14 protein-coding genes are annotated in these 19,332 nt (G+C 51.8%); 8 read left to right on the top strand and 6 right to left on the bottom strand.

Going from position 1 to position 19,332, the window contains the following annotated elements:
- Positions 1-127 precede the first annotated feature (127 nt).
- Positions 128-355 carry a DUF3592 domain-containing protein gene (locus tag MJ768_RS15350; RefSeq protein ID WP_239288098.1) on the bottom strand — a complete coding sequence of 76 codons (228 nt, stop codon included), beginning with the start codon at positions 353-355 and terminating at the stop codon, positions 128-130.
- Between the two features lie 966 nt (positions 356-1,321).
- On the opposite strand from MJ768_RS15350, the gene MJ768_RS03835 reads away from it, so the two are divergent.
- The 5 genes from MJ768_RS03835 to MJ768_RS03815 all read left to right on the top strand — a co-directional run bounded on the left by MJ768_RS03835 (position 1,322) and on the right by MJ768_RS03815 (position 9,938).
- Complete coding sequence (locus MJ768_RS03835; protein WP_239288097.1) at positions 1,322-3,766, top strand: acyl-CoA dehydrogenase; 2,445 nt, start codon at positions 1,322-1,324, stop codon at positions 3,764-3,766.
- Between the two features lie 19 nt (positions 3,767-3,785).
- The gene (locus tag MJ768_RS03830; RefSeq protein ID WP_239288096.1) at positions 3,786-5,591 is read left to right on the top strand and encodes an AMP-dependent synthetase/ligase; all 1,806 of its coding nucleotides are present in this window, start codon (positions 3,786-3,788) and stop codon (positions 5,589-5,591) included.
- A 2-nt stretch (positions 5,592-5,593) separates the two neighbouring features.
- On the top strand, positions 5,594-5,995 hold the full coding sequence (locus MJ768_RS03825; RefSeq protein WP_239288095.1) for an acyl-CoA thioesterase: 402 nt from the start codon (positions 5,594-5,596) through the stop codon (positions 5,993-5,995).
- Between the two features lie 33 nt (positions 5,996-6,028).
- On the top strand, positions 6,029-8,515 hold the full coding sequence (locus tag MJ768_RS03820) for a 3-hydroxyacyl-CoA dehydrogenase/enoyl-CoA hydratase family protein (protein ID WP_239288093.1): 2,487 nt from the start codon (positions 6,029-6,031) through the stop codon (positions 8,513-8,515).
- A 223-nt stretch (positions 8,516-8,738) separates the two neighbouring features.
- On the top strand, positions 8,739-9,938 hold the full coding sequence (locus MJ768_RS03815; RefSeq protein WP_239288092.1) for an acetyl-CoA C-acyltransferase: 1,200 nt from the start codon (positions 8,739-8,741) through the stop codon (positions 9,936-9,938).
- A 20-nt stretch (positions 9,939-9,958) separates the two neighbouring features.
- On the opposite strand, the gene MJ768_RS03810 is transcribed toward MJ768_RS03815, so the two are convergent.
- The 5 genes from MJ768_RS03810 to MJ768_RS03790 form a co-directional block, all read right to left on the bottom strand.
- The gene (locus MJ768_RS03810; protein ID WP_239288091.1) at positions 9,959-11,053 is read right to left on the bottom strand and encodes a PepSY-associated TM helix domain-containing protein; all 1,095 of its coding nucleotides are present in this window, start codon (positions 11,051-11,053) and stop codon (positions 9,959-9,961) included.
- Between the two features lie 136 nt (positions 11,054-11,189).
- The gene (locus MJ768_RS03805; RefSeq protein ID WP_239288090.1) at positions 11,190-13,286 is read right to left on the bottom strand and encodes a TonB-dependent siderophore receptor; all 2,097 of its coding nucleotides are present in this window, start codon (positions 13,284-13,286) and stop codon (positions 11,190-11,192) included.
- A 259-nt stretch (positions 13,287-13,545) separates the two neighbouring features.
- Positions 13,546-13,884 carry a hypothetical protein gene (locus MJ768_RS03800; protein WP_239288089.1) on the bottom strand — a complete coding sequence of 113 codons (339 nt, stop codon included), beginning with the start codon at positions 13,882-13,884 and terminating at the stop codon, positions 13,546-13,548.
- Positions 13,874-14,737 (bottom strand): TonB-dependent receptor domain-containing protein, encoded by an 864-nt coding sequence (locus tag MJ768_RS03795; protein WP_338140751.1) that lies wholly within the window; start codon positions 14,735-14,737, stop codon positions 13,874-13,876. Before MJ768_RS03795 ends, MJ768_RS03800 begins: the two co-directional genes overlap by 11 nt.
- A gap of 15 nt (positions 14,738-14,752) precedes the next feature.
- Positions 14,753-15,946: a TonB-dependent receptor family protein gene (locus MJ768_RS03790; protein WP_239288087.1), complete on the bottom strand. Its 1,194-nt coding sequence runs from the start codon at positions 15,944-15,946 to the stop codon at positions 14,753-14,755.
- 587 nt (positions 15,947-16,533) lie between these two features.
- On the opposite strand from MJ768_RS03790, the gene MJ768_RS03785 reads away from it, so the two are divergent.
- From MJ768_RS03785 to MJ768_RS03775, 3 genes are read left to right on the top strand one after another with little or no spacing between them, the layout of a single operon-like run.
- On the top strand, positions 16,534-17,775 hold the full coding sequence (locus MJ768_RS03785; protein WP_239288081.1) for a hypothetical protein: 1,242 nt from the start codon (positions 16,534-16,536) through the stop codon (positions 17,773-17,775).
- Positions 17,776-17,784: 9 nt separating this feature from the next.
- Positions 17,785-18,168: a fluoride efflux transporter CrcB gene (gene crcB, locus MJ768_RS03780; RefSeq protein ID WP_239288080.1), complete on the top strand. Its 384-nt coding sequence runs from the start codon at positions 17,785-17,787 to the stop codon at positions 18,166-18,168.
- Between the two features lie 42 nt (positions 18,169-18,210).
- On the top strand, positions 18,211-19,248 hold the full coding sequence (locus MJ768_RS03775; RefSeq protein WP_239288079.1) for a methyltransferase domain-containing protein: 1,038 nt from the start codon (positions 18,211-18,213) through the stop codon (positions 19,246-19,248).
- The last annotated feature ends 84 nt before the right edge of the window (positions 19,249-19,332 follow it).

Below are 19,332 nucleotides of genomic sequence, written 5' to 3'. Positions count from 1 at the left end.
GCAGATTGTGAGGTGGATTTTTGGGTGGATTTGGGTTTTTCTACAGCCTCAACGTAGAGCTAACCGGCGCTGCGCAGCTTTATCGCGCAGTGTCCAGCGACCGAAGGGAGTGAGGTTGAGCGCCATGTTAGGACGCAACATCTTGTGTAGAAAGGTAAGGCTCTAGAACTGAAATGGATGGAGTGTTTTCTAGATACCAAACCTTCACAACAGAGCCAACTGGTACTTTTTTGAGAGCCCAACCGCTGATTCTTTTTTTGCTGATTATGGGCACCTGTTGGCCTTTGGGTGTGAATTTGTATTCAACATAGACATGTTTTTGTTTTGTGTAGCTTAAAATCTCTGCTTCAGTCATGTAACCCCTGGTTTGAATGTCTCGATTCGCTCTTCGATTGGCTCGGTCAACCATATACATGGGGATGGCAAAAAACGCCCCGGCTAGAAGCAACCCAATGACCTTTACGAAGAGTGGCACGTGCGGCATAACGTAATGTAGAAAACATTTTCATAAGCCAGCAATGTCGTCTATACCGGCAAGCATTGTCAAGCATCACCAACTCCACATTATTTTTCATTACCTTGGCCGTTTGTTCGGCTGGACTTTAATGTTAGAACAATTTAAATTTCTGCGAATGGAAGCTCAAGCTGTTTCTCAGGACTCTTTCAATTACTTGATCAATTACGTGCCGAAATTCGGGTGCGCCATCACAGTATTCGCACTGAAGAAGGAAACAAATAGGTAGAGTAGAGAGCAGTTTTCGCCCCTCCCTTCCTCATCAACCCGTGAATGCGCTATTAATGCACGAAGCAGGTGGGTAACTTGTATGGATTTGATCTCGGCAGAATTATTGATTCGGCCAGATTATGTCTGAAGTCCGTTCGCCTTAAGCCCGTCGAAAGGTGAATGGGCTTCGACAAGCTCAGCCCGAACGAAGTGAATACTTCACCGTGCCGGATCAAAAATGGAAGAGGCGGTAGAGCGCATGTAATGAGTTAAGCATTGTCAGCAAGGCGTACTGACGTTAAAGTTCCGCACATGCAGATATAAAGGGCACCTCTAAAAATGCGGTCATTTCGTTGCCGGAATGGGAAATTCAGGATTATGGGTATCCACTTCACGCACGTAACAGACCGATTCACCAAAAATGATAAGACGCCGTTCGGCCTGGGCTTGTCGAACGCCGGTGCCGGCGCGGAACCAGTGGTTCGACAAGCTCACCGCGAACGGTAACTGGTTTGCTGAAACGTAATATACGTGCGTCAAGTAGATATCAATTTTCAGGATTTATAAAGTTTGCCCTGAGAACAGGAAGGGACGGTAATGGTGATATTGACTTTGCTAGCGATGCTGGCCGTAATGATTTTGTTGGCGTTTTTTCGATCCTCCATCTGGGGGTGGTTGTTGGCGATGGTAGTGTTTGTTTTCATCGTTGCTATCCAAAGCAAACTTTCTGCTGATCTGTTTCAAATTGTCATTATCGTGCTGGCCGGGGTTGTTGCGGTGCTGGGCGTTCCTTTTCTGCGTCGGCGGTTGGTGACCAGCCTAATTCTAAAAATTTTTCGCAAGAAACTTCCGCATATTTCGCAAACTGAGCAGGAGGCCCTCGATGCGGGGACGGTTTGGTGGGACGGCAATCTCTTTAGTGGCTACCCTGATTGGCGCAAGTTGTTGAATTACCCCAAGCCGATGCTCAGTCCAGCAGAGCAATCCTTTCTAGATAATGAAACCGAAGCTTTGTGCGCCATGCTGGATGACTGGGACATTACTCATGTGCGCCAGGATTTGCCGCCGCAGGTATGGCAGTACATCAAAGACAACGGTTTCTTCGGCATGATTATTCCCAAGGAATACGGCGGGCTGGAGTTTTCTGCCCTTGCGCATTCCGCCGTGGTGGCCAAGCTTGCTTCGCGCAGTATTACTGCATCCGTAACCGTGATGGTACCGAATTCATTGGGCCCGGCAGAGTTGCTCGTGCGCTATGGCACGTCAAAGCAAAAAGAGAAATATCTGCGCAGATTGGCACAGGGCAAAGAGGTGCCCTGCTTTGCATTGACCGGGCCATCCGCCGGCTCCGATGCAGGATCGATTCCTGATTATGGCATCGTGTGTTACGGCGAATTCAACGGGCAATCAAATGTGCTCGGCATGCGGGTAACGTGGGAAAAACGCTACATCACACTGGCACCGGTTGCGACGTTGATTGGCCTCGCTTTCAAGCTGTATGATCCGGACGGTCTGCTTGGCGAGCAAACAAAACGCGGCATTACCCTTGCGCTGATTCCTGCGGATACGCCCGGCGTGCAGGTCGGGCGTCGTCATTTTCCACTCAATTCGGCATTTCAGAACGGCCCCACTTCGGGCCAGGGTGTGTTCATTCCGATGGAATATATTATTGGCGGCATGGATCGTATCGGGCAGGGCTGGCGCATGCTGATGGAATGTTTGGCCGCGGGGCGATCGATCTCGCTGCCTGCCTGTGCCACAGGCGGGGTAAAACTGGCGGTGCGAACTTGTGGCGCATATGGCCGAGTGCGCAAGCAGTTCAAGCTACCTATTGGTAAATTTGAAGGCGTGGAAGAGGCGCTGGCGCGAATTGGCGGTAACGCCTATTTGATGGATGCGGCACGCGCGCTAACGGCGGCAGCGGTGGACATGGGCGAGAAGCCGTCTGTGATTTCCGCCATCGTTAAGTATCATTGCACCGAACGCGCGCGCACGGTTGTCAATGATGCGATGGACGTGCATGGCGGCAAGGGGATTTGCCTGGGGCCGAGCAACTACTTGGGGCGCTCCCACCAGCAGAATCCCATCGCCATTACGGTGGAAGGCGCGAATATCCTGACGCGCAGCCTACTCATTTTTGGGCAGGGCGCGATTCGTTCTCATCCTTATGTGCTTAAGGAAATCCAAGCGGCGCAAGATAGTGATGCGCAACGTGCATTACGAAATTTTGATGCTGCCCTGCTTGGCCACATTAGTTTGAGCCTGAGCAATGCGCTACGCGCGTGCTTCTTTGGTGTTACCGGTGGACGTGGTCTTTCGGTGCCGGGGGGCGAAAAAACACAGCGTTATTACCAGCAATTGACGCGCTGCTCCGCTGCATTCGCGCTGGCAGCGGATGTGTCCATGCTGACGCTGGGTGGAAATCTCAAACGGTGTGAGAAAATTTCTGGCCGGCTGGGCGATGTGTTGAGCCAGCTGTACCTCTGCTCGGCCACGCTCAAACGCTTCGAGGATGATGGTCGTCCCGCTGAAGATCTGCCGTTGCTGCACTGGGCGATACAGGATGCTCTGTACAGGATTCAGATGGCATTTGACGGCGTGCTGCAAAATTTTCCCAGCCGTCTTTCTGCGCTGCTTTTGCGCGCGCTGATTTTCCCGAGGGGGAAATATCTGACACCACCGTCGGATAAGCTGGGGCATCAAGTGTCAGTGTTGTTGCAGCAACCGTGCGCTGCACGTGACCGCCTGACTGCGGGTATGTATTTGCCTAGTGACGAGCATGATGCGGTCGGTGCACTGGAAGCTGCGTTACACAGCACGTTGCAGTGCGAACCCTTGCAAGCAAAAGTGGACGCGGCGCACAAGGCCGGGCAGATCACGGTGATGAACGAGTTGATGCGCATTGCAGAAGCCCATCGCAAAGGATACATCAATGCCGAAGAAGCCCGGCTGCTGGAGCGCGACTATGCGTTACAACGCAAGGTCATCATGGTGGATGATTTTGCACCGGAACAACTGGTGGCAGAGTCGAATATTATTTGAGCGATAGTAAGGGGTAATCATGCCGGATAACCAAAACCACATTATCACGCCGGAACAGGCAATCACCTTGCATGGGTTGTTTGTCGAGCGTGTGAAACGCACGCCTGAGGCTATTGCTTACCGATATTTCGATACGAACGACAATGCTTGGCTATCGATGACATGGGCGCAGGCGCGCGATCAAACGGCGCGCTGGCAGGCGGCGCTGATGCGTGAGGGATTAGCTGTGGGTGACCGCGTCGGCATCATGTTGCGCAACTGCCCGCAATGGGTATTGTTCGATCAGGCGGCGTTATCGCTCGGCCTTGTTGTGGTGCCGCTATACACTGAGGACAGGCAGGACAGCGTGGCCTATATCATCAAAGATGCGGGCGTGAAGGTGCTACTGTTCGAGAATACAGAACAATGGCAAGAGTTGCGCAGCGTGTGCGCGCAGCTTCCATGCATGCAGCGCATGATCAGCCTGGACAGGATAGCCGGACATGATGAAGCGCGCTTGCTATGTGCGGAGGAGTGGCTGCCCGCGCATGCGCTTTTGGTCGAGGAACGCGGGCGCGAGCGTGATGTGCTGGCCACGGTCATGTACACATCAGGTACCACGGGTCGCCCCAAGGGAGTGATGCTGTCGCACCGCAATATTTTGTTTGACGCCCATGCGGCCTTGCTGACCTGCCCCGTTTCCGTAACGGATACCATGCTGTCTTTTTTGCCGCTTTCTCACGCCTTCGAGCGTACGGTGGGTTATTACATCTGCGTGATGGCTGGTGTCACGGTTGCCTATGCGCGTTCCGTCCAGCTGTTGTCGGAGGATTTACAAATCATTCGTCCAACTATTCTGGTTTCTGTGCCGCGCATTTTCGAGCGCGTCTACGGGGCGATTCGCGCCAAGCTGGAAGAGGCGTCGCCGTTGCGGCGCAAGCTATTCGCTTTGGCGGTCAATGTAGGGTGGCGCCGTTTTGAGCACGAACAGGGGCGTGCTGGCTGGCATCCATCCTTATTGCTTTGGCCGTTGCTTAATCACTTGGTAGCAAGCAAGGTTATGGCGCGTTTAGGTGGACGGCTCCGCCTGACTTTGTGTGGTGGAGCGGCTTTGCAGCCGGAAATCTCACGAGTGTTTATTGCACTTGGCTTGCCTATTTTGCAAGGCTATGGCCTGACCGAGGCCAGCCCTGTAGTTTCCGCTAATCGCTTGAATAACAATTTTCCATCCGGTGTCGGTCTTCCCCTGCCGGGTGTGGAGGTGCGCATCAACGAACAGAGCGCGTTGCTGGTGAGAGGGCAGAATGTGATGTTAGGTTACTGGAATAATGCCGAGGCAACACGTGTCATGATTGATGCGGATGGCTGGCTGAACAGTGGCGATATCGCCTCCATTAGCGAGTCAGGACATATCACCATCACGGGGCATCTGAAGGAAATTATCGTGATGTCCAACGGCGAAAAAATATCTCCGGCTGACATGGAACAGGCCATTCTGCGCGACCGCTTGTTCGATCTGGTGATGGTGCATGGCGAAGGGCGCCCCTACCTGGTTGTGCTGGCAGTAGTGAATCCGGCAGGCTGGGCATCTTTCGCGCAAGAGGCCGGGGTGAGTCCGGATCTGTCGGAATCGTTGCGTCATGCTCGTCTCGAGCAACAAGTGTTGCAGCGCATCGCCGACCAGATAAAGGAATTTCCGGGTTATGCCAAGGTTCGCCGGGTATTGCTCTTGTCCGAGCCGTGGAGCATTGATGACGGACTGCTGACGCCCACCCTGAAGGTTAAACGTAGATCTGTAGTGGAGCGCTTTGCTAAAGAAATTGAACAGCTTTATCAAGGGCACTGAATATGGATAAAGCAGCGTTGACCCTCTTGCCGCAACGCGAGCCTACACTGCGTATGGTGGCCATGCCGTCCGACTGTAATTACACTGGCGATGTGTTTGGCGGTTGGGTGATGGCGCAAGTCGACATCGCCGGAAGCATTCCCGCCCTCACTCGTGCGCGCGGGCGCGTGGTGACGGTGGCGGTGAATTCATTTGTGTTCAAGCAGCCGTTGTTCATGGGCGATGTGGTGAGCTTTTATGCTGAACTTGTGAAGGTAGGGCGTACTTCCATCACCGTCAAGGTCGAGGTGTATGTGCAGCGCGATCCGGTTAAGCCGATCTGTGCCAAGGTAACCGAGGCCATGTTGACCTATGTGGCGGTGGACGAGCACCGCAGGCCGCGCATTGTGCCACCTGATGAATGAGTGCCTTCTTTTATTGTTTTTGGAAATGGGGATATGCCTAAGAATTTTTTTATACGTAAGGTTGCGGTATTGGGCGCAGGGGTAATGGGCGCGCAGATTGCCGCGCATCTGATCAACGCCAATGTGGAAACGCTGCTGTTCGAGTTGCCTGCTGAAGATGGTGATCCTAATGGCAATGTAGCCAAGGCCCTGGAAGGCTTGAAGAAGCTCGAACCCAGTCCATTGGCATCACCCGCCAAGCTGACATGTATTCAACCTGCAAATTACGAGCAGCACCTCGAATTGCTGCGCGGCTGTGATCTGGTGATTGAGGCGATTGCCGAGCGCATTGACTGGAAGTCAGATCTTTACCATAAGGTCGTCCCCTATCTTGGCGCAGACTGCATTTTCGCCAGCAATACTTCCGGGCTGTCTATCAACGAGCTGGCTCAGGCGTTTCCAGAGGTGCAGCGCCATCGATTCTGCGGAATTCACTTCTTTAACCCGCCGCGCTACATGCATCTGGTCGAGCTGATTCCCTGCGCCAGCACCGACGCTTCGCTGCTGGACAGACTGGAAGAGTTTCTTGTCTCCACTCTGGGCAAGGGCGTGGTGCGCGCCAAGGACACGCCCAACTTTATTGCCAACCGCATAGGTGTATTTTCTCTGCTGGCCACGCTGCATCACGCGCAGCGACTGGGGCTGGCCTTCGATACCGTGGATGCTTTAACCGGCCGCTATCTGGGGCGCCCCAAGAGCGCTACTTTCCGCACTCTGGACGTGGTTGGGCTGGATGTGTTCGCACATGTGGTCGACACCATGCGCAATAATCTTGCAGACGATCCCTGGCATACACATTTCGCGCTGCCGGACTGGCTGAGCAAACTGATAGCGGATGGCGCGCTGGGGCAGAAAACCAAGCGCGGCGTGTACCAGAAAGTGGGTAATAAAATTCATATTTTTGATCTTGATTTGCAGACTTATCGCTTGTCGGAAGACAAGTTTGATGATGCGGTGAAGGACATGCTGCGCGAACGCGATTGGGCGAAAAAGCTTGCCGCCCTGCGTGCCAGCGCGCGTCCGCAAGCACAATTCCTGTGGGCGGTGTTTCGTGACTTATTTCACTACTGTGCGGTACATCTGGAAGGCATCGCCGACAATGCGCGAGATCTGGATTTTGCCGTGCGCTGGGGTTTCGGCTGGGACAGCGGACCGTTTGAAATCTGGCAGATGGCAGGCTGGCAAAACGTAGTGGCTTGGCTTAATGAGGATATTGCTGCAGGCAGGGCAATGTCGTCTGCACCCCTGCCAGACTGGGTGACTGATGCAACGCGTAATGAGGTGCATAGTGCGCAGGGCTCATACTCTCCGGGCAGCAATCAATATCAGGCACGCTCGACGTTACCAGTATATGGCCGCCAGGAGTTTCCAGACCGATTGCCGGGCGAGGCAACGCAATATGGCGAAACGATTTTCGAGACCGAAGCGGTACGTATGTGGCACACCGGCAACGATATCGCTATCCTGAGTTCTAAATCCAAGATGCATATCATCAGCAGCGAATTGCTGGACGACATTCTGCGCGCGCTGGACGAAGCCGAGGAAAACTGGCTTGCACTAATAATTTGGCAGACCGAACCCCCATTCTCTGCCGGTGCCAATTTGCTGCAATTGATGCAAGGGGTGCAGAAAGTTGGCGAAGAGCAATCCGGTGGATTTTTCGGCAAGTTTAAGGGCGCGGTGCAGCGCGTCAAATATACCGTGGCGGGTGGCGGCGGACTAAGTGAGATCGTCAATGCGGCAACCGGCAACGTACCCCGTGTAGAAGACGTAATCGTCAAATTCCAGCTGGTGTCGCAGCGCCTGAAATATGCGCAGGTACCTACTATCGCAGCGGTAGACGGCCTCGCGTTGGGTGGTGGCTGCGAAATTTCGATTCATTGCACGCGCATTGTTGCTGTGCTGGAAAGTTATATCGGGCTGGTAGAAACCGGCGTTGGCCTGCTACCTTCCGGAGGCGGCTGCAAAGAAATGGCGCAACGCGCTGCGGCGGAAGCAAAGGGCGGCGATATTTTTCCGTTTCTACGCCGCTATTTTCAGAATATCGCCATGGGCGAAGTATCCAAGAGCGCAGAGCTGGCGCGCGAGATGGGCTATTTGCGAGCCTCGGATCGCATCGTGATGAACCACTTCGAATTGCTGCATGTGGCCAAGCAAGAAGCGTTGGCGCTGGTAGCCACGGCGTATCGCCCACCCCTGATACAGAGTCAGATTCCGGTAGCGGGCAGGGCAGGCATTGCCTCCTTCAAGGCGACTATGGTGAACATGCTGGAAGGGGATTTCATTTCTGAACATGATTACGCTATTGGCTGCCGCGTGGCCGAGGTAATGTGTGGTGGTGATGTGGAAGTCGGCAGCATGGTCGATGAGCAATGGCTTCTTGATCTGGAGCGGCGCAATTTCCTTGAGTTGCTGGCGATGGACAAGACGCAGGAACGCATTGAGTACATGCTGAGGAATAGCAAACCATTGCGGAATTAAAGGGCACCTATAAAAATCCAATTTTCGTCACAATACGGCGTTACTCGAAAAAAATTATCGCTTACATATCAACTATATGCCGCGCTCAAATTTTTTACTCGTGCCTTGTCTTGCTTAGAAACTTGAATTTTTAGAGGCGCCCTAAAATTCCCCTAAAATCCCCTGCCCTTATCTGGTATTCCCTTGAAATCAGGACAGAGGCGGTCTTCAAAAGGAGTAATTCATGTCTAAACAAATTCAGGAAGCTTATATCGTTGCCGCCACTCGCACCCCGGTGGGTAAGGCGCCGCGAGGCATGTTCCGCAACACTCGGCCTGACGATCTGCTGGCGCATGTGCTGAAAAGTGTGATGGGACAATGTCCCTCACTTGACCCTGCCGCAGTGGGCGATGTCATCGCCGGCTGTGCCATGCCGGAAGCTGAGCAGGGCATGAACGTGGCGCGAATTGCATTGCTGCTGGCTGGCTTGCCGAACACTGTACCTGGCCTGACCGTTAACCGCTTCTGTTCTTCCGGGTTGCAGGCAGTGGCTCTCGCGGCAGACCGAATTCGTCTCGGCGAAGCTGACGTGATGATCGCGGCCGGTACCGAGAGCATGAGTATGGTGCCGATGATGGGAAATAAAATTGCGATGAATCCAGCCATTTTTGCGCACGATGAAAATGTCGCTATCGCTTATGGCATGGGGCTGACTGCAGAGAAGGTGGCAGAACGCTGGCAGATAAGCCGTGAAGCACAGGATGCCTTCGCCTGCGAGAGTCACCGCCGCGCCTTGCAAGCTATTGCGAATAATGAATTCATGGAAGAAATCACGCCCTATCAAATTCAGAGCCATGTACCGGATTTAATACGTCGCGAAGTGAACGTGCGTACAAGTATGGCGGAGCAGGACGAAGGTCCGCGTGCAGACACTTCGATGGAAGCGCTGGCTAAACTCAAAACCGTGTTTGCGCAGAATGGTTCGGTTACCGCTGGCAACACTTCGCAGATGTCGGATGGTGCGGGCGCGGTGTTGCTGGTCAGCGAGACCGCGTTGAAGCGCTACAACCTGACTCCCATAGGAAAGTTTCTCGGTTTTGCTGTGGCGGGCGTGCCGCCAGAGATTATGGGCATCGGCCCGAAGGAAGCCATTCCGCGGGTGTTGCGTCAAGTCGGTTTGCAATTGGAAGACATCGACTGGATCGAACTCAACGAAGCTTTTGCCGCGCAATCACTTGCTGTAATAAAGGAGGTCGCCCTGGACCCCGCCAAAGTAAACCCTATGGGTGGGGCGATAGCGTTGGGTCACCCACTGGGTGCGACCGGCGCAATCCGCACTGCCACCTTGCTGCATGGGTTGCGCAGGCGCAAACTGAAATACGGTATGGTCACCATGTGTATTGGTACCGGCATGGGCGCTGCCGGAATTTTCGAGGCATTTTAGTCCGGACGTTTCGTAAATTATTATAGGCGGAAGTGATATCGTTTCGTCTTCCTCCGGTTCCACCACATAACACCACCGGTGGTAAATAGAATGAGCGGCGACAAACCGATGGCCACCTGTAAAAGACGGGTAGGTGTCCCGCCTATTGCACCGATATGTATCGGGTAAAGTGTGTTAAAAATGCGCGTCCCCAGAGAAGCCGTCAACGCGTTTTCCACCTGTAATACCTTTCCTGAAAATTGATCTAAATAGACGAAACTTCTACCATTTGGATGAAATTCTTGGACGAATTTTTTTCGTACCACCAAGGGTGCCCCCGGTTTCTGGGGAAGATTAATCCAGGTGGTGGTGGCAGGCAGCATATAGTCGGCTTGACGCAACATCATATCGAGTGCAGGCCTCGGCATCCGTGCTTGACGAGGGTCGGAATGCGGGGGGGCAGCCCGCGGTGGGCTATGAGTGATTGCATTGATCAAGCTGACAACCGTTTTATTAAATACTAAAGATGTGCCTGTAAAAGCAGTAAGCAGAATAAAAAGAACGGTATAGATACCGGAGGCACGATGTATATCAAAATTCATTTTTTTCCATTGTGCTGCCCACTGGATTTTAAACCCCTGAGAAAACTTTCCGTTTCGCGGCCACCATAAAATGAGGCCGGTTAAGCTCATGCCAATCAGTAGCAATGCACTTACACCAAGGATAATTTCGCCACGCTCGCCACTTAAAAGTTCGGTGTGCAGAAGCGCAATCCATCCGGTAAATGTATCTTCCTGTCGGTGTTCACCCAAGATCTTGCCGTTATAAGGATCAACATAAACAAACAAATCATGCGCATTGTTCATCTTAATTAAATAGGTTTGCTCTGGAGTGCGCGGCATACGAATGAAAAACGGCTTGTTTTCCAGATAGGCGTGCTGCACTGTTTCCAGCACCATTTGTATAGAAACACGTTCGTCACGCGGTACGGTGTTCATCAATTCGGGGTATACCAGCGCCTCGATCTCTTCGCGAAACACCAACACACTACCGGTCAGCCCGCTTAATATCAGCAGCAACCCGATAGCCAAACCGGTATACAGATGTAATTGGAAAACAATTTTTCTAGCGCTCACAGCTTATATCTCCGGCAGTCTTGTTCCGCTTGCTGATGGGCTGCCTGCACGATATACATCTTCAATCAAACGGGCCGATTTACGTAATCAATATGGCCCGAAAGTCTATGTCTTGGTCCCTTTATATAATCATCTTTCAAAATTGCATCCGGGCTATGATCTTCAGCATGCGCGGTGCCCCCACCCCCAGCAGGCCATTGCCTGCTGTACTCCAATAGTTTCTGTTGGCTGCATTGTCGAGCACAGCCTGGAATGTAGTTCGTTGACCGGCAATAACTGTATTATGACGGACGCCTAATGACACGGTCGTATAGCCGTCTACGAAAGCCTGATTTTCATTATTGACCGGACGATTGCCCACGTAATACAAGCCACCACTAAGTGCCAGACCCGGAACACTCTGCAGACGATATTCAGAAAACAGACTTGCAGTTCGTTCGGGAGTATTGTCGGGGATCTTGCCGAATGTCCCTGCGTTGGCTGCGTTCAATTGTTTGGCATCCATAAACAGGGCCGATGCGATGAGCGATAGTTGTTTGGTCACTTCACCTGAGGCCGCCAGCTCTACGCCTTTATATTGCGCTAATCCGTTGAGGACAAAACGGTTGGACGAGTCTACCGTGGTAGACGAACGGGTGATATCGAAATAGGCGGCTTGCAGCAGGATGCCTTTTGCAATCTCTGCTTTCATTCCTATTTCCTTTTGCTTGGATAATGCTGGGGCCAATAATTCTCCGGCATTTGCCCGGTTTGCGGGTGCCTGACCGCTCTCTTCGCGCCCCTCAAGATAGCTGGTATAAATGGACACATTTTTGACCGGCTTGTACATAAGCGAAAGTTGCGGATTAAGCCCATCCGCTTCATAGCGCGTAGTAGTGGTAACGCTCTCGTAGTTGCTCGCTCGCACACCCAGCGTAGCTTGCCATTTTTCACCAATCAATACCCTGTCAGTAAGATATAAACCATTATCTTTAATCGTTGACGGTATGGAAGCAAACGCCGAGGTGGGGAATTGCTGCGCGATGGCAACCGGCGTGTATAGGTTCTGCGCGACATCCCGGCTGGGCTGGGTGCGTGGGTCTGCACTGCGTTCGTTGGCAGTATAGCCAAACGTCAGCTCGTGCGTGATCAACTGGCCCGGCAAGCGCCCATACAGTTCGGCGCGGTAGTTCTTGTTTTCCCACTCCTGGCCACGAGCAAAAAAGGTCCGTAAAGTGCCTTGTCCGGTGGTGAGGTTGAAATTCTGGAATTGGGAAAAGTTACGGTCACGCTCCGTGCGCGCCTTGCCAGCTTCAAACAACAGCCCCCAGTTTTCGCTCAGCACATAGTCAGTGCGAAACAGCAGATTGGTAGCCTTGGCGTCATACTTTTGCCATTCGCCAGCCAAGTTAAGACGATTATCTGGCACACCGGGCAAGGTAATGGTGCCGTTGACTGCTGCAGGCACGGCGATTGCTGCCTGTTCAGAAACGTTTTTGCGATAGTGTTCAAGATCAAGCTTAAAGGAAAGTTTGTCGGAAGCTCGCCAGTCGAATGCACCAGAAGCCAGTGAGCGGTCACCGGAAAAGTTATCGATGCCGATATCTTCGCGCCCTTTGACCAAGTTGACGCGTACCCCGAATTGTTGCCGAGTACCATAACGGCGGCCCAGGTCGACGTGAACATTCGCACCGCCAAACTGGTTTGCCATCAGGGAAATATTTGATACCGGGTTATTGCCAGCCCGCTTGGTTACCATGTTAACAATCCCGGATGGCGGTACGAAACCATAATATAGTGAAGACGCTCCCTTGAGAACTTCGACACGCTCTTTATTTTCAAGCGGGATGTCAATCAAGTTGATTATTGGCAAAGAACCGTTCAGGCGGTAGTTGTTGCGATTTTCAACCAGAATGCCACGAATGGCGATGTTGTCATAAGTTGAACCGCTTAATTGCGAGCGTGTAACCCCGGCTGTATTGCGTAAGGCACCGAACAGGGTGGTATCAGCCTGAGAGTCGAGTACTTCGCGCGTAACAACGTTGCTAGTTTGCGGCACGTCAATCGGTGCCATATCCCGGAATGTACCAACCTGTACTACGTCGGACTTGAAGCTCCCTGTACGCTCGGCTGACACAGTTACAACGGGGAGTTCTTTGTCCGGTTCGGCCTGGCCCGAAGTCTGGGCGCTTGCTTGGGAAACCGAAAACGCCAGCGAAAGCGCACTTGCCAGTATAGATAAACGAAGCTGCATGGGTATATCTCCTATTTTTTAAGTAGAAACGATGGGAAACTGGGGGCGTGCAAAAGGCAACCTCGCCGTACTGGGTCGAAATGCCCCTGTCTGGCGGTTGCCATGAGGAGGTTGGTTTTGATTTGCGGTAGGGATTGCATTGCAATAGCAACAGCGAAATGTTGCAGATTGGCAGTGGCGATGGAAATTGGTGACGGGTCGATCTCGAAGCCGAGTCGGTGCGCATTTCCGCCTTATTTTTGGCGCGATACGTGACATGTCAGTTTTTGCGTGACAAATCAAAATAGTCGGCAACGATTGCTGTACTGGTTTGCAGGTGGTCACTGTTGGAAAAAATTGCTGCCGGTGTCTCCGCACGGCAAGTGATCGTTTCAATTACTGCAAGCGGGTTGAACACATCACAGGCGACAATTTCATTAGGGTAAGCAGGGAACCCCACTTGATTAAAATACTGCCTGTGAGCCTCAACTTGATCAGTCAATAGAACGATGGATAAGCCAAGGCGTTGTGCGGCCGGAATAAAGCCAGCATTGACAGAATCGGTTATTACGTGAGCTAAATAATCAATTCCTTCATGAGGTGCCCTTTTAAATATCAATTTGCAGCGTCAGCAAAGCCGACCGTCCTGGCGAAGGCAACCGGCCCTGGCTGTAATCGACGCCACGGAAGTAATAATCTTTATCGAATAGGTTGTTGATCCCCAGGCTTGTGGTAATTTTTTTGTCGTTCCAACGAGATTTATGGGTTACCTGAGAATTCCATACCGTATACGACGGGATCGGACCGATGGAGCCGGATGCATTTTCAGTTACGGTATTAGCCCCATCGCTAAATGAATCGCTTTGATACAGGCCATTGATATTCCAATTCCAGCTACCGCTGCGATAGTTGACCCGCTGACTTAATTGATGATGAGCTGCAAGAGGCAACTTCTTGCCAACAAATTGGCCGGAAAGTTGTTCGGTATCGACATAGGTATACGCAGTTTTAAGTTCGAGACCGAGGACTTGCTCCGGTCGCCATGCAAACTCGGTTTCCACCCCCTGATGACGTGCTTTCCCGAGATTTCTGAAACCAACGCTTTGATTCACAAATTCGAGCTTATTGTCAAAATCAAAACGAAAGGTCGTAAGCGTGGTATCAATACTTTTGGTTGGTGCCCAGCGAATTCCGGCTTCGTAATTTTGTGCTTTTTCGGACGCCAGGTCAGCGGCAAACGTAATCTGTGTGAACTGCACAGGACGCATCGACTTGTGAGTATTTGCAAACAGAAATACCTGGTTACTTGCTTGGTATCCAACGTCTAAGCCCGGTAACCAATCCGTGGTCGGATTACGAGTTTGCACACCGGTAAGATTATTGCGGTAGGAAAGGTCTATTTGCTCACGGCGAATACCCGGTGTGATTTTCAACTTGTTGTCTAGCAACATGAAAGTATCACTCATGTAAATGGCATAAGCGTCGTTTTAGAAACGCCAGTTGCGAGAAATAGTGTAAGCACCTGTCATGAGGTTACGTGCATCAACGAGATAGTCGACTTCTTCGCGCATGTAGCGTGCACCAACAGAAATTTTTTGTTTAATGCTCCCGTCGATGTTAAATGTGAATCGTGGTTCGCTGCCGTAAACTATAAAATTACGCGGTGACGATTGTTCCTGTGTGGACGCGATATCCGCGTTGGTGGAATTTCCAAATATAAATTCGCGGTTGCTCCGATGCCCGAAGTTTATCCAGCTAAACTCTGCGCCATTATCGAAGAAATAGTTATACGTCAAATTTCCGCGCAAGGTATCACCGTTGAAATGGTCTAATGGTCGGGTAGACTGGTTGCGGTTCTGCTCATAGGATTTTGGTGTTAGTGCGCCCGGCAGTTGGTTTGAGGTTTTGTAATATTGAATACCCGCTTTTACTTCGGACCTGTCGGTAACCAGCCAATGACTGTCCAACATTAGGTTGTTCACTTCCGTCTTGGAATGTTCACGCGCGGTATTACCACCGATTACGTTTGCTTGTAGTTGAAAGCCGAGCTTGTCGTTAACGAAGCCACCAGCACGAAAATACGTATCTGCCAATAAATTTCCACCGGAAAAGACAGACAACGTTTCCTTGAAGGTCATGGATGTTTGGTGAGGAATTGGCTTTGTTACAAAATTAATTACCCCGCCAACATTATTCGGACCATAATGCACTGCGACCCCGCCCCTTGCCACGTCAACAGTTTCGATCGAATTAATCGTTAGCGGAAACAATGACAACCCGGTTTGTCCATAAGGCGCGAGAGGAATAGGTATTCCATCAACCAAAATCAATACCTGTTCGCTTCGCAATGGATTCAGTCCGCGTACTCCGATGTTAGGCAGATATCCAACACCGCTTTCGTCCAGAACCCGCACACCGGGTACAGTACGCAAGACATCTTCGACCGTGCGTGAGCCAGATTCAGATATCTCCTGATTCGTGATGACCGTCCGTGCTCCAGGGTGTTTCTTCGCCGTTTTCGGCGTGGGAGAGCCGAGCCAGTCTGCGCTAACCGTTACTTCCTCCAGGGTTTTGCTAGGTTCATCTTGTTGGGCTTGGCCCAGGCCCGGATGGAAAATCGCGTAAGATGTAATTGCTAATTTGATGGCAGCATAAGCTGCCCGTTGGGGATTGGTCCGCATTTAATTCTCCTGAATCAGAAACCACCAATATTAAAAAAGCTGGCTGGCTGCCTATCCTAGAGAATGGGAGTGGGTGGCTGGCTACTATGAATTTTTTATTTAGTCAAACTAAACAACCACCTGCTAAAGTCGATGGGTTTGAATTGCGGACTGAAAGTCCGAATACACATCGACTAAATAGTAATATGAATAAGAATTATTATCAATTAATATTTTTTAATTTAGCGAGCAAGAATAAGTTTCAAGTACGTAAAGACTAAACAGAGATTGATGGTAGATAAGCAAGCTGAAGCCAGTGAAATGAGGTGGGGATGCACCCGATCATACTTGGATTCTTCAAACTGGGCGGATTCAAGTTCGAAGTGCAACACGGGTTGCAACAGGCGTTCTCATTGCCTTTTTAAGGCTCAACCCCTTGGTCTTTATGCAATAAAGGTGAATTGGCAATGTGTTGCACTCGAACTTGAATCCGCCTTTTGGCCGGCGTATGAATCACAACACAGCTCCTTCGAAAAACTTCCCTATCGGTTAGAATCCTGCGCGATCGAATTTATAAAACATCCGGGCTGAGAAAGTGAAATTATTCCGTGAGTATTGAAGCTGCCAAAGAACTTAACAGCGATTGCCATTCGGCCATTGTGGATCGTGGCGCGCTGGAACGCACCCTGCATGAGCAGGGCGAGGTTTGGCACCAGCGTGTCAATGAGCGATGCCCCCACCTGTTTGCTGCTGTCCCGTTGTTTATTTCCAGCGGAGAAGTGGAGCAAATGCACGCAGTCATCGAGGCCGTCCAACAGGTTGTGGCGCTATCTGCATGGCGCGATGCCGTGTTGCAACACGCACCTGCCATCGCTCGATTTACACCTCGTGCCAAAGGTGTGTTCTTCGGCTACGACTTTCATCTTAATGCCGAGGGTGTGCATCTCATTGAGATCAACACTAATGCTGGGGGGGCGCTGTTCAATGCGTTACAACTGCACAGTCAGCGTGATGTAGTTGCGCCGGGCAAGCCTGCGGCGATTGACAATTTGGAGCCGGTCTTTCTTGACATGTTTCGCAATGAATGGTGCCTGGAACGGGACGATGCGCCGCTGCAAACCATCGCCATCGTGGATGAGCAGCCGCGCGAACAATATTTTTATCCGGAGTTTGTGCTGATGCAGCAATTGTTCGAACGCGCGGGCATTGCAGCGTTCATCGCAGCCCCGGCTGAACTGGAGGCGCGAACGGATGGCCTGTATCTCCATGAACGCAAGGTCGATCTGATTTACAACCGCCTGACCGATTTTTCCTTGCAACAACAAAGCGCCATTAGCACTGCTTACCAGAGTAATCAGGTGGTGCTCACGCCGCACCCTCATGTGTATGCGTTATATGCTGACAAACGCAATCTTGCCCTGCTCACTGCACCCGACAGCCTGCGCGCGATGGGTGTGGCAGAGACGACGATCGCCACTTTAAGTACGGGCATACCGCAGACCAGGTTAGTGGACGCGCAAGAACATGAACAGTGGCGGCAGCAACGCAAGCAGTGGTTCTTCAAACCCGCCACCGGTTATGGCGGCAAGGGCACCTATCGTGGCGCCAGTATCACGAACCGGGTGTTTGCTGAAATCATGCAGGGAGGCTATATAGCGCAGCGCATGGCTCCTCCCGGCGAACGCATGGTATGCCTGGAAGGTGCGGAACCGGTTGCGCTTAAATCGGATGTGCGCTGCTATGTGTATGACGGCCAGGTGCAGCTTATCGCCGCGCGGCTGTATCAAGGGCAAACCACCAATTTCCGCACAGCTGGCGGAGGTTTTGCGCCAGTCCGTGTCGTCGATTAGAATGTGCGCATGACACTATATGCCTTTATTGCAGTTGGCCTGGGCGGAGCCATCGGCTCATGGTTGCGCTGGGGGCTGGGTATGTGGCTTAATCCCGCGCTGCCAGAACTGGCGCTTGGTACACTTTGCGCAAACCTGATCGGTGGCTATATCATTGGCCTTGCTGTGGCCTTTTTCATGCAGCAACCGGAGCTATCGCCCGAATGGCGCTTGTTCATTATCACCGGCTTTCTTGGCGGGCTAACCACCTTTTCCACCTTCTCTGCCGAAACCGTTACTTTGCTAGCACGCGGCCAATATGCCTGGAGTGTTGCAATCATTGCCGCCCATCTCGGCGGTTCATTGCTGATGACCGCGCTGGGCATGCAGACCTTCAAGTGGCTGCAACAATAAGAAGCAACAAGCATAGCGTCCGCATTTATTCAGGAATATTCCATGCATGAAATCGTAAAAGACTACTACGGTAAACAGCTCCAGACGTCGGATGATCTAAAGACATCTGCTTGCTGCGATGCATCTCAAGTGCCAAGCTGGCTCAAGCCACTGCTTGCCCGTATTCACCCCGAAGTGATGTCCCGTTATTACGGCTGTGGTTTGGTTTGTCCGTTGCTGCTTGAGGGTTGCCGGATATTGGATCTCGGCAGTGGTTCTGGTCGCGATGTTTACGCACTGGCACAACTGGTGGGCGCGCGCGGTCAAGTCGTCGGTGTCGATATGACCGAAGAACAGCTTTCCGTTGCAGAAAATTATCGCGCCTATCACGCGGAGATTTTCGGTTTTGACAACGTCACTTTCAAACAAGGCTACATCGAAAAGCTCGGTGAACTCGGGCTGGAAAGCGGCAGCTTTGACGTCATCGTATCCAATTGCGTGATCAACCTCTCTCCTGACAAAGATGCTGTGCTGCGTGAAGTTCATCGCTTACTCAAACCGGGTGGCGAGTTCTATTTTTCAGATGTTTACGCAGACCGCAGAGTATCGGCTGAGGTTCGTAATGACCCCGTACTTTATGGCGAGTGCCTTGGTGGCGCGCTGTATTGGAACGACTTCATAAATCTTGCCCGGCGGCATGGTTTTGCTGATCCCAGGCTTGTAACCGATAGACCGCTCGACATTACCGATGCCAAGCTGGCGAAACGAACAGGCAATATTTGCTTCTTCTCGGCCACATATCGTCTGTTCAAGTTAAACGGTCTGGAACCGGCTTGCGAGGACTTCGGGCAGGCAGTAGTCTATCGCGGCACTATTCCCGATCATCCGTATCGGTTTGTGCTCGACAAACATCACGACATGGAAACGGGACGAGTTTTTCCTGTCTGCGGGAATACTTGGCACATGCTGCATGACTCCCGATTTCATGAGCACTTCGATTTCATCGGCGACTTCAGTCGTCACTATGGGATTTTTGCAGGATGTGGCAGCAACCTGCCGTTTGGACAGGATGAAAGCGCAGCCGCTTCAGGTTGCTGCTGATCACGACCAATTGGGATAGAGTCTGGTAGGTTGAGGCTGTAGAAAAACCTGAATTCGCTAAAAAATTCACCTCTTGATCTGCCA

Source organism: Candidatus Nitrotoga sp. 1052 (assembly GCF_927312905.1).
In the GTDB taxonomy this organism is placed as follows: domain Bacteria; phylum Pseudomonadota; class Gammaproteobacteria; order Burkholderiales; family Gallionellaceae; genus Nitrotoga.
This window is presented reverse-complemented; position numbering and strand designations above follow the sequence as displayed.

Bases quoted from the DNA above. Each gene is read 5' to 3' on its own strand.
- MJ768_RS03775 (WP_239288079.1), top strand. From the start codon at position 18,211: ATGCATGAAATCGTAAAAGACTACTACGGTAAACAGCTCCAGACGTCG.
- MJ768_RS15350 (WP_239288098.1), bottom strand. From the start codon at position 355: ATGACTGAAGCAGAGATTTTAAGCTACACAAAACAAAAACATGTCTAT.
- MJ768_RS03825 (WP_239288095.1), top strand. From the start codon at position 5,594: ATGGATAAAGCAGCGTTGACCCTCTTGCCGCAACGCGAGCCTACACTG.
- MJ768_RS03815 (WP_239288092.1), top strand. From the start codon at position 8,739: ATGTCTAAACAAATTCAGGAAGCTTATATCGTTGCCGCCACTCGCACC.
- crcB (WP_239288080.1), top strand. From the start codon at position 17,785: ATGACACTATATGCCTTTATTGCAGTTGGCCTGGGCGGAGCCATCGGC.
- MJ768_RS03805 (WP_239288090.1), bottom strand. From the start codon at position 13,286: ATGCAGCTTCGTTTATCTATACTGGCAAGTGCGCTTTCGCTGGCGTTT.
- MJ768_RS03790 (WP_239288087.1), bottom strand. From the start codon at position 15,946: ATGCGGACCAATCCCCAACGGGCAGCTTATGCTGCCATCAAATTAGCA.
- MJ768_RS03830 (WP_239288096.1), top strand. From the start codon at position 3,786: ATGCCGGATAACCAAAACCACATTATCACGCCGGAACAGGCAATCACC.
- MJ768_RS03820 (WP_239288093.1), top strand. From the start codon at position 6,029: ATGCCTAAGAATTTTTTTATACGTAAGGTTGCGGTATTGGGCGCAGGG.
- MJ768_RS03835 (WP_239288097.1), top strand. From the start codon at position 1,322: ATGGTGATATTGACTTTGCTAGCGATGCTGGCCGTAATGATTTTGTTG.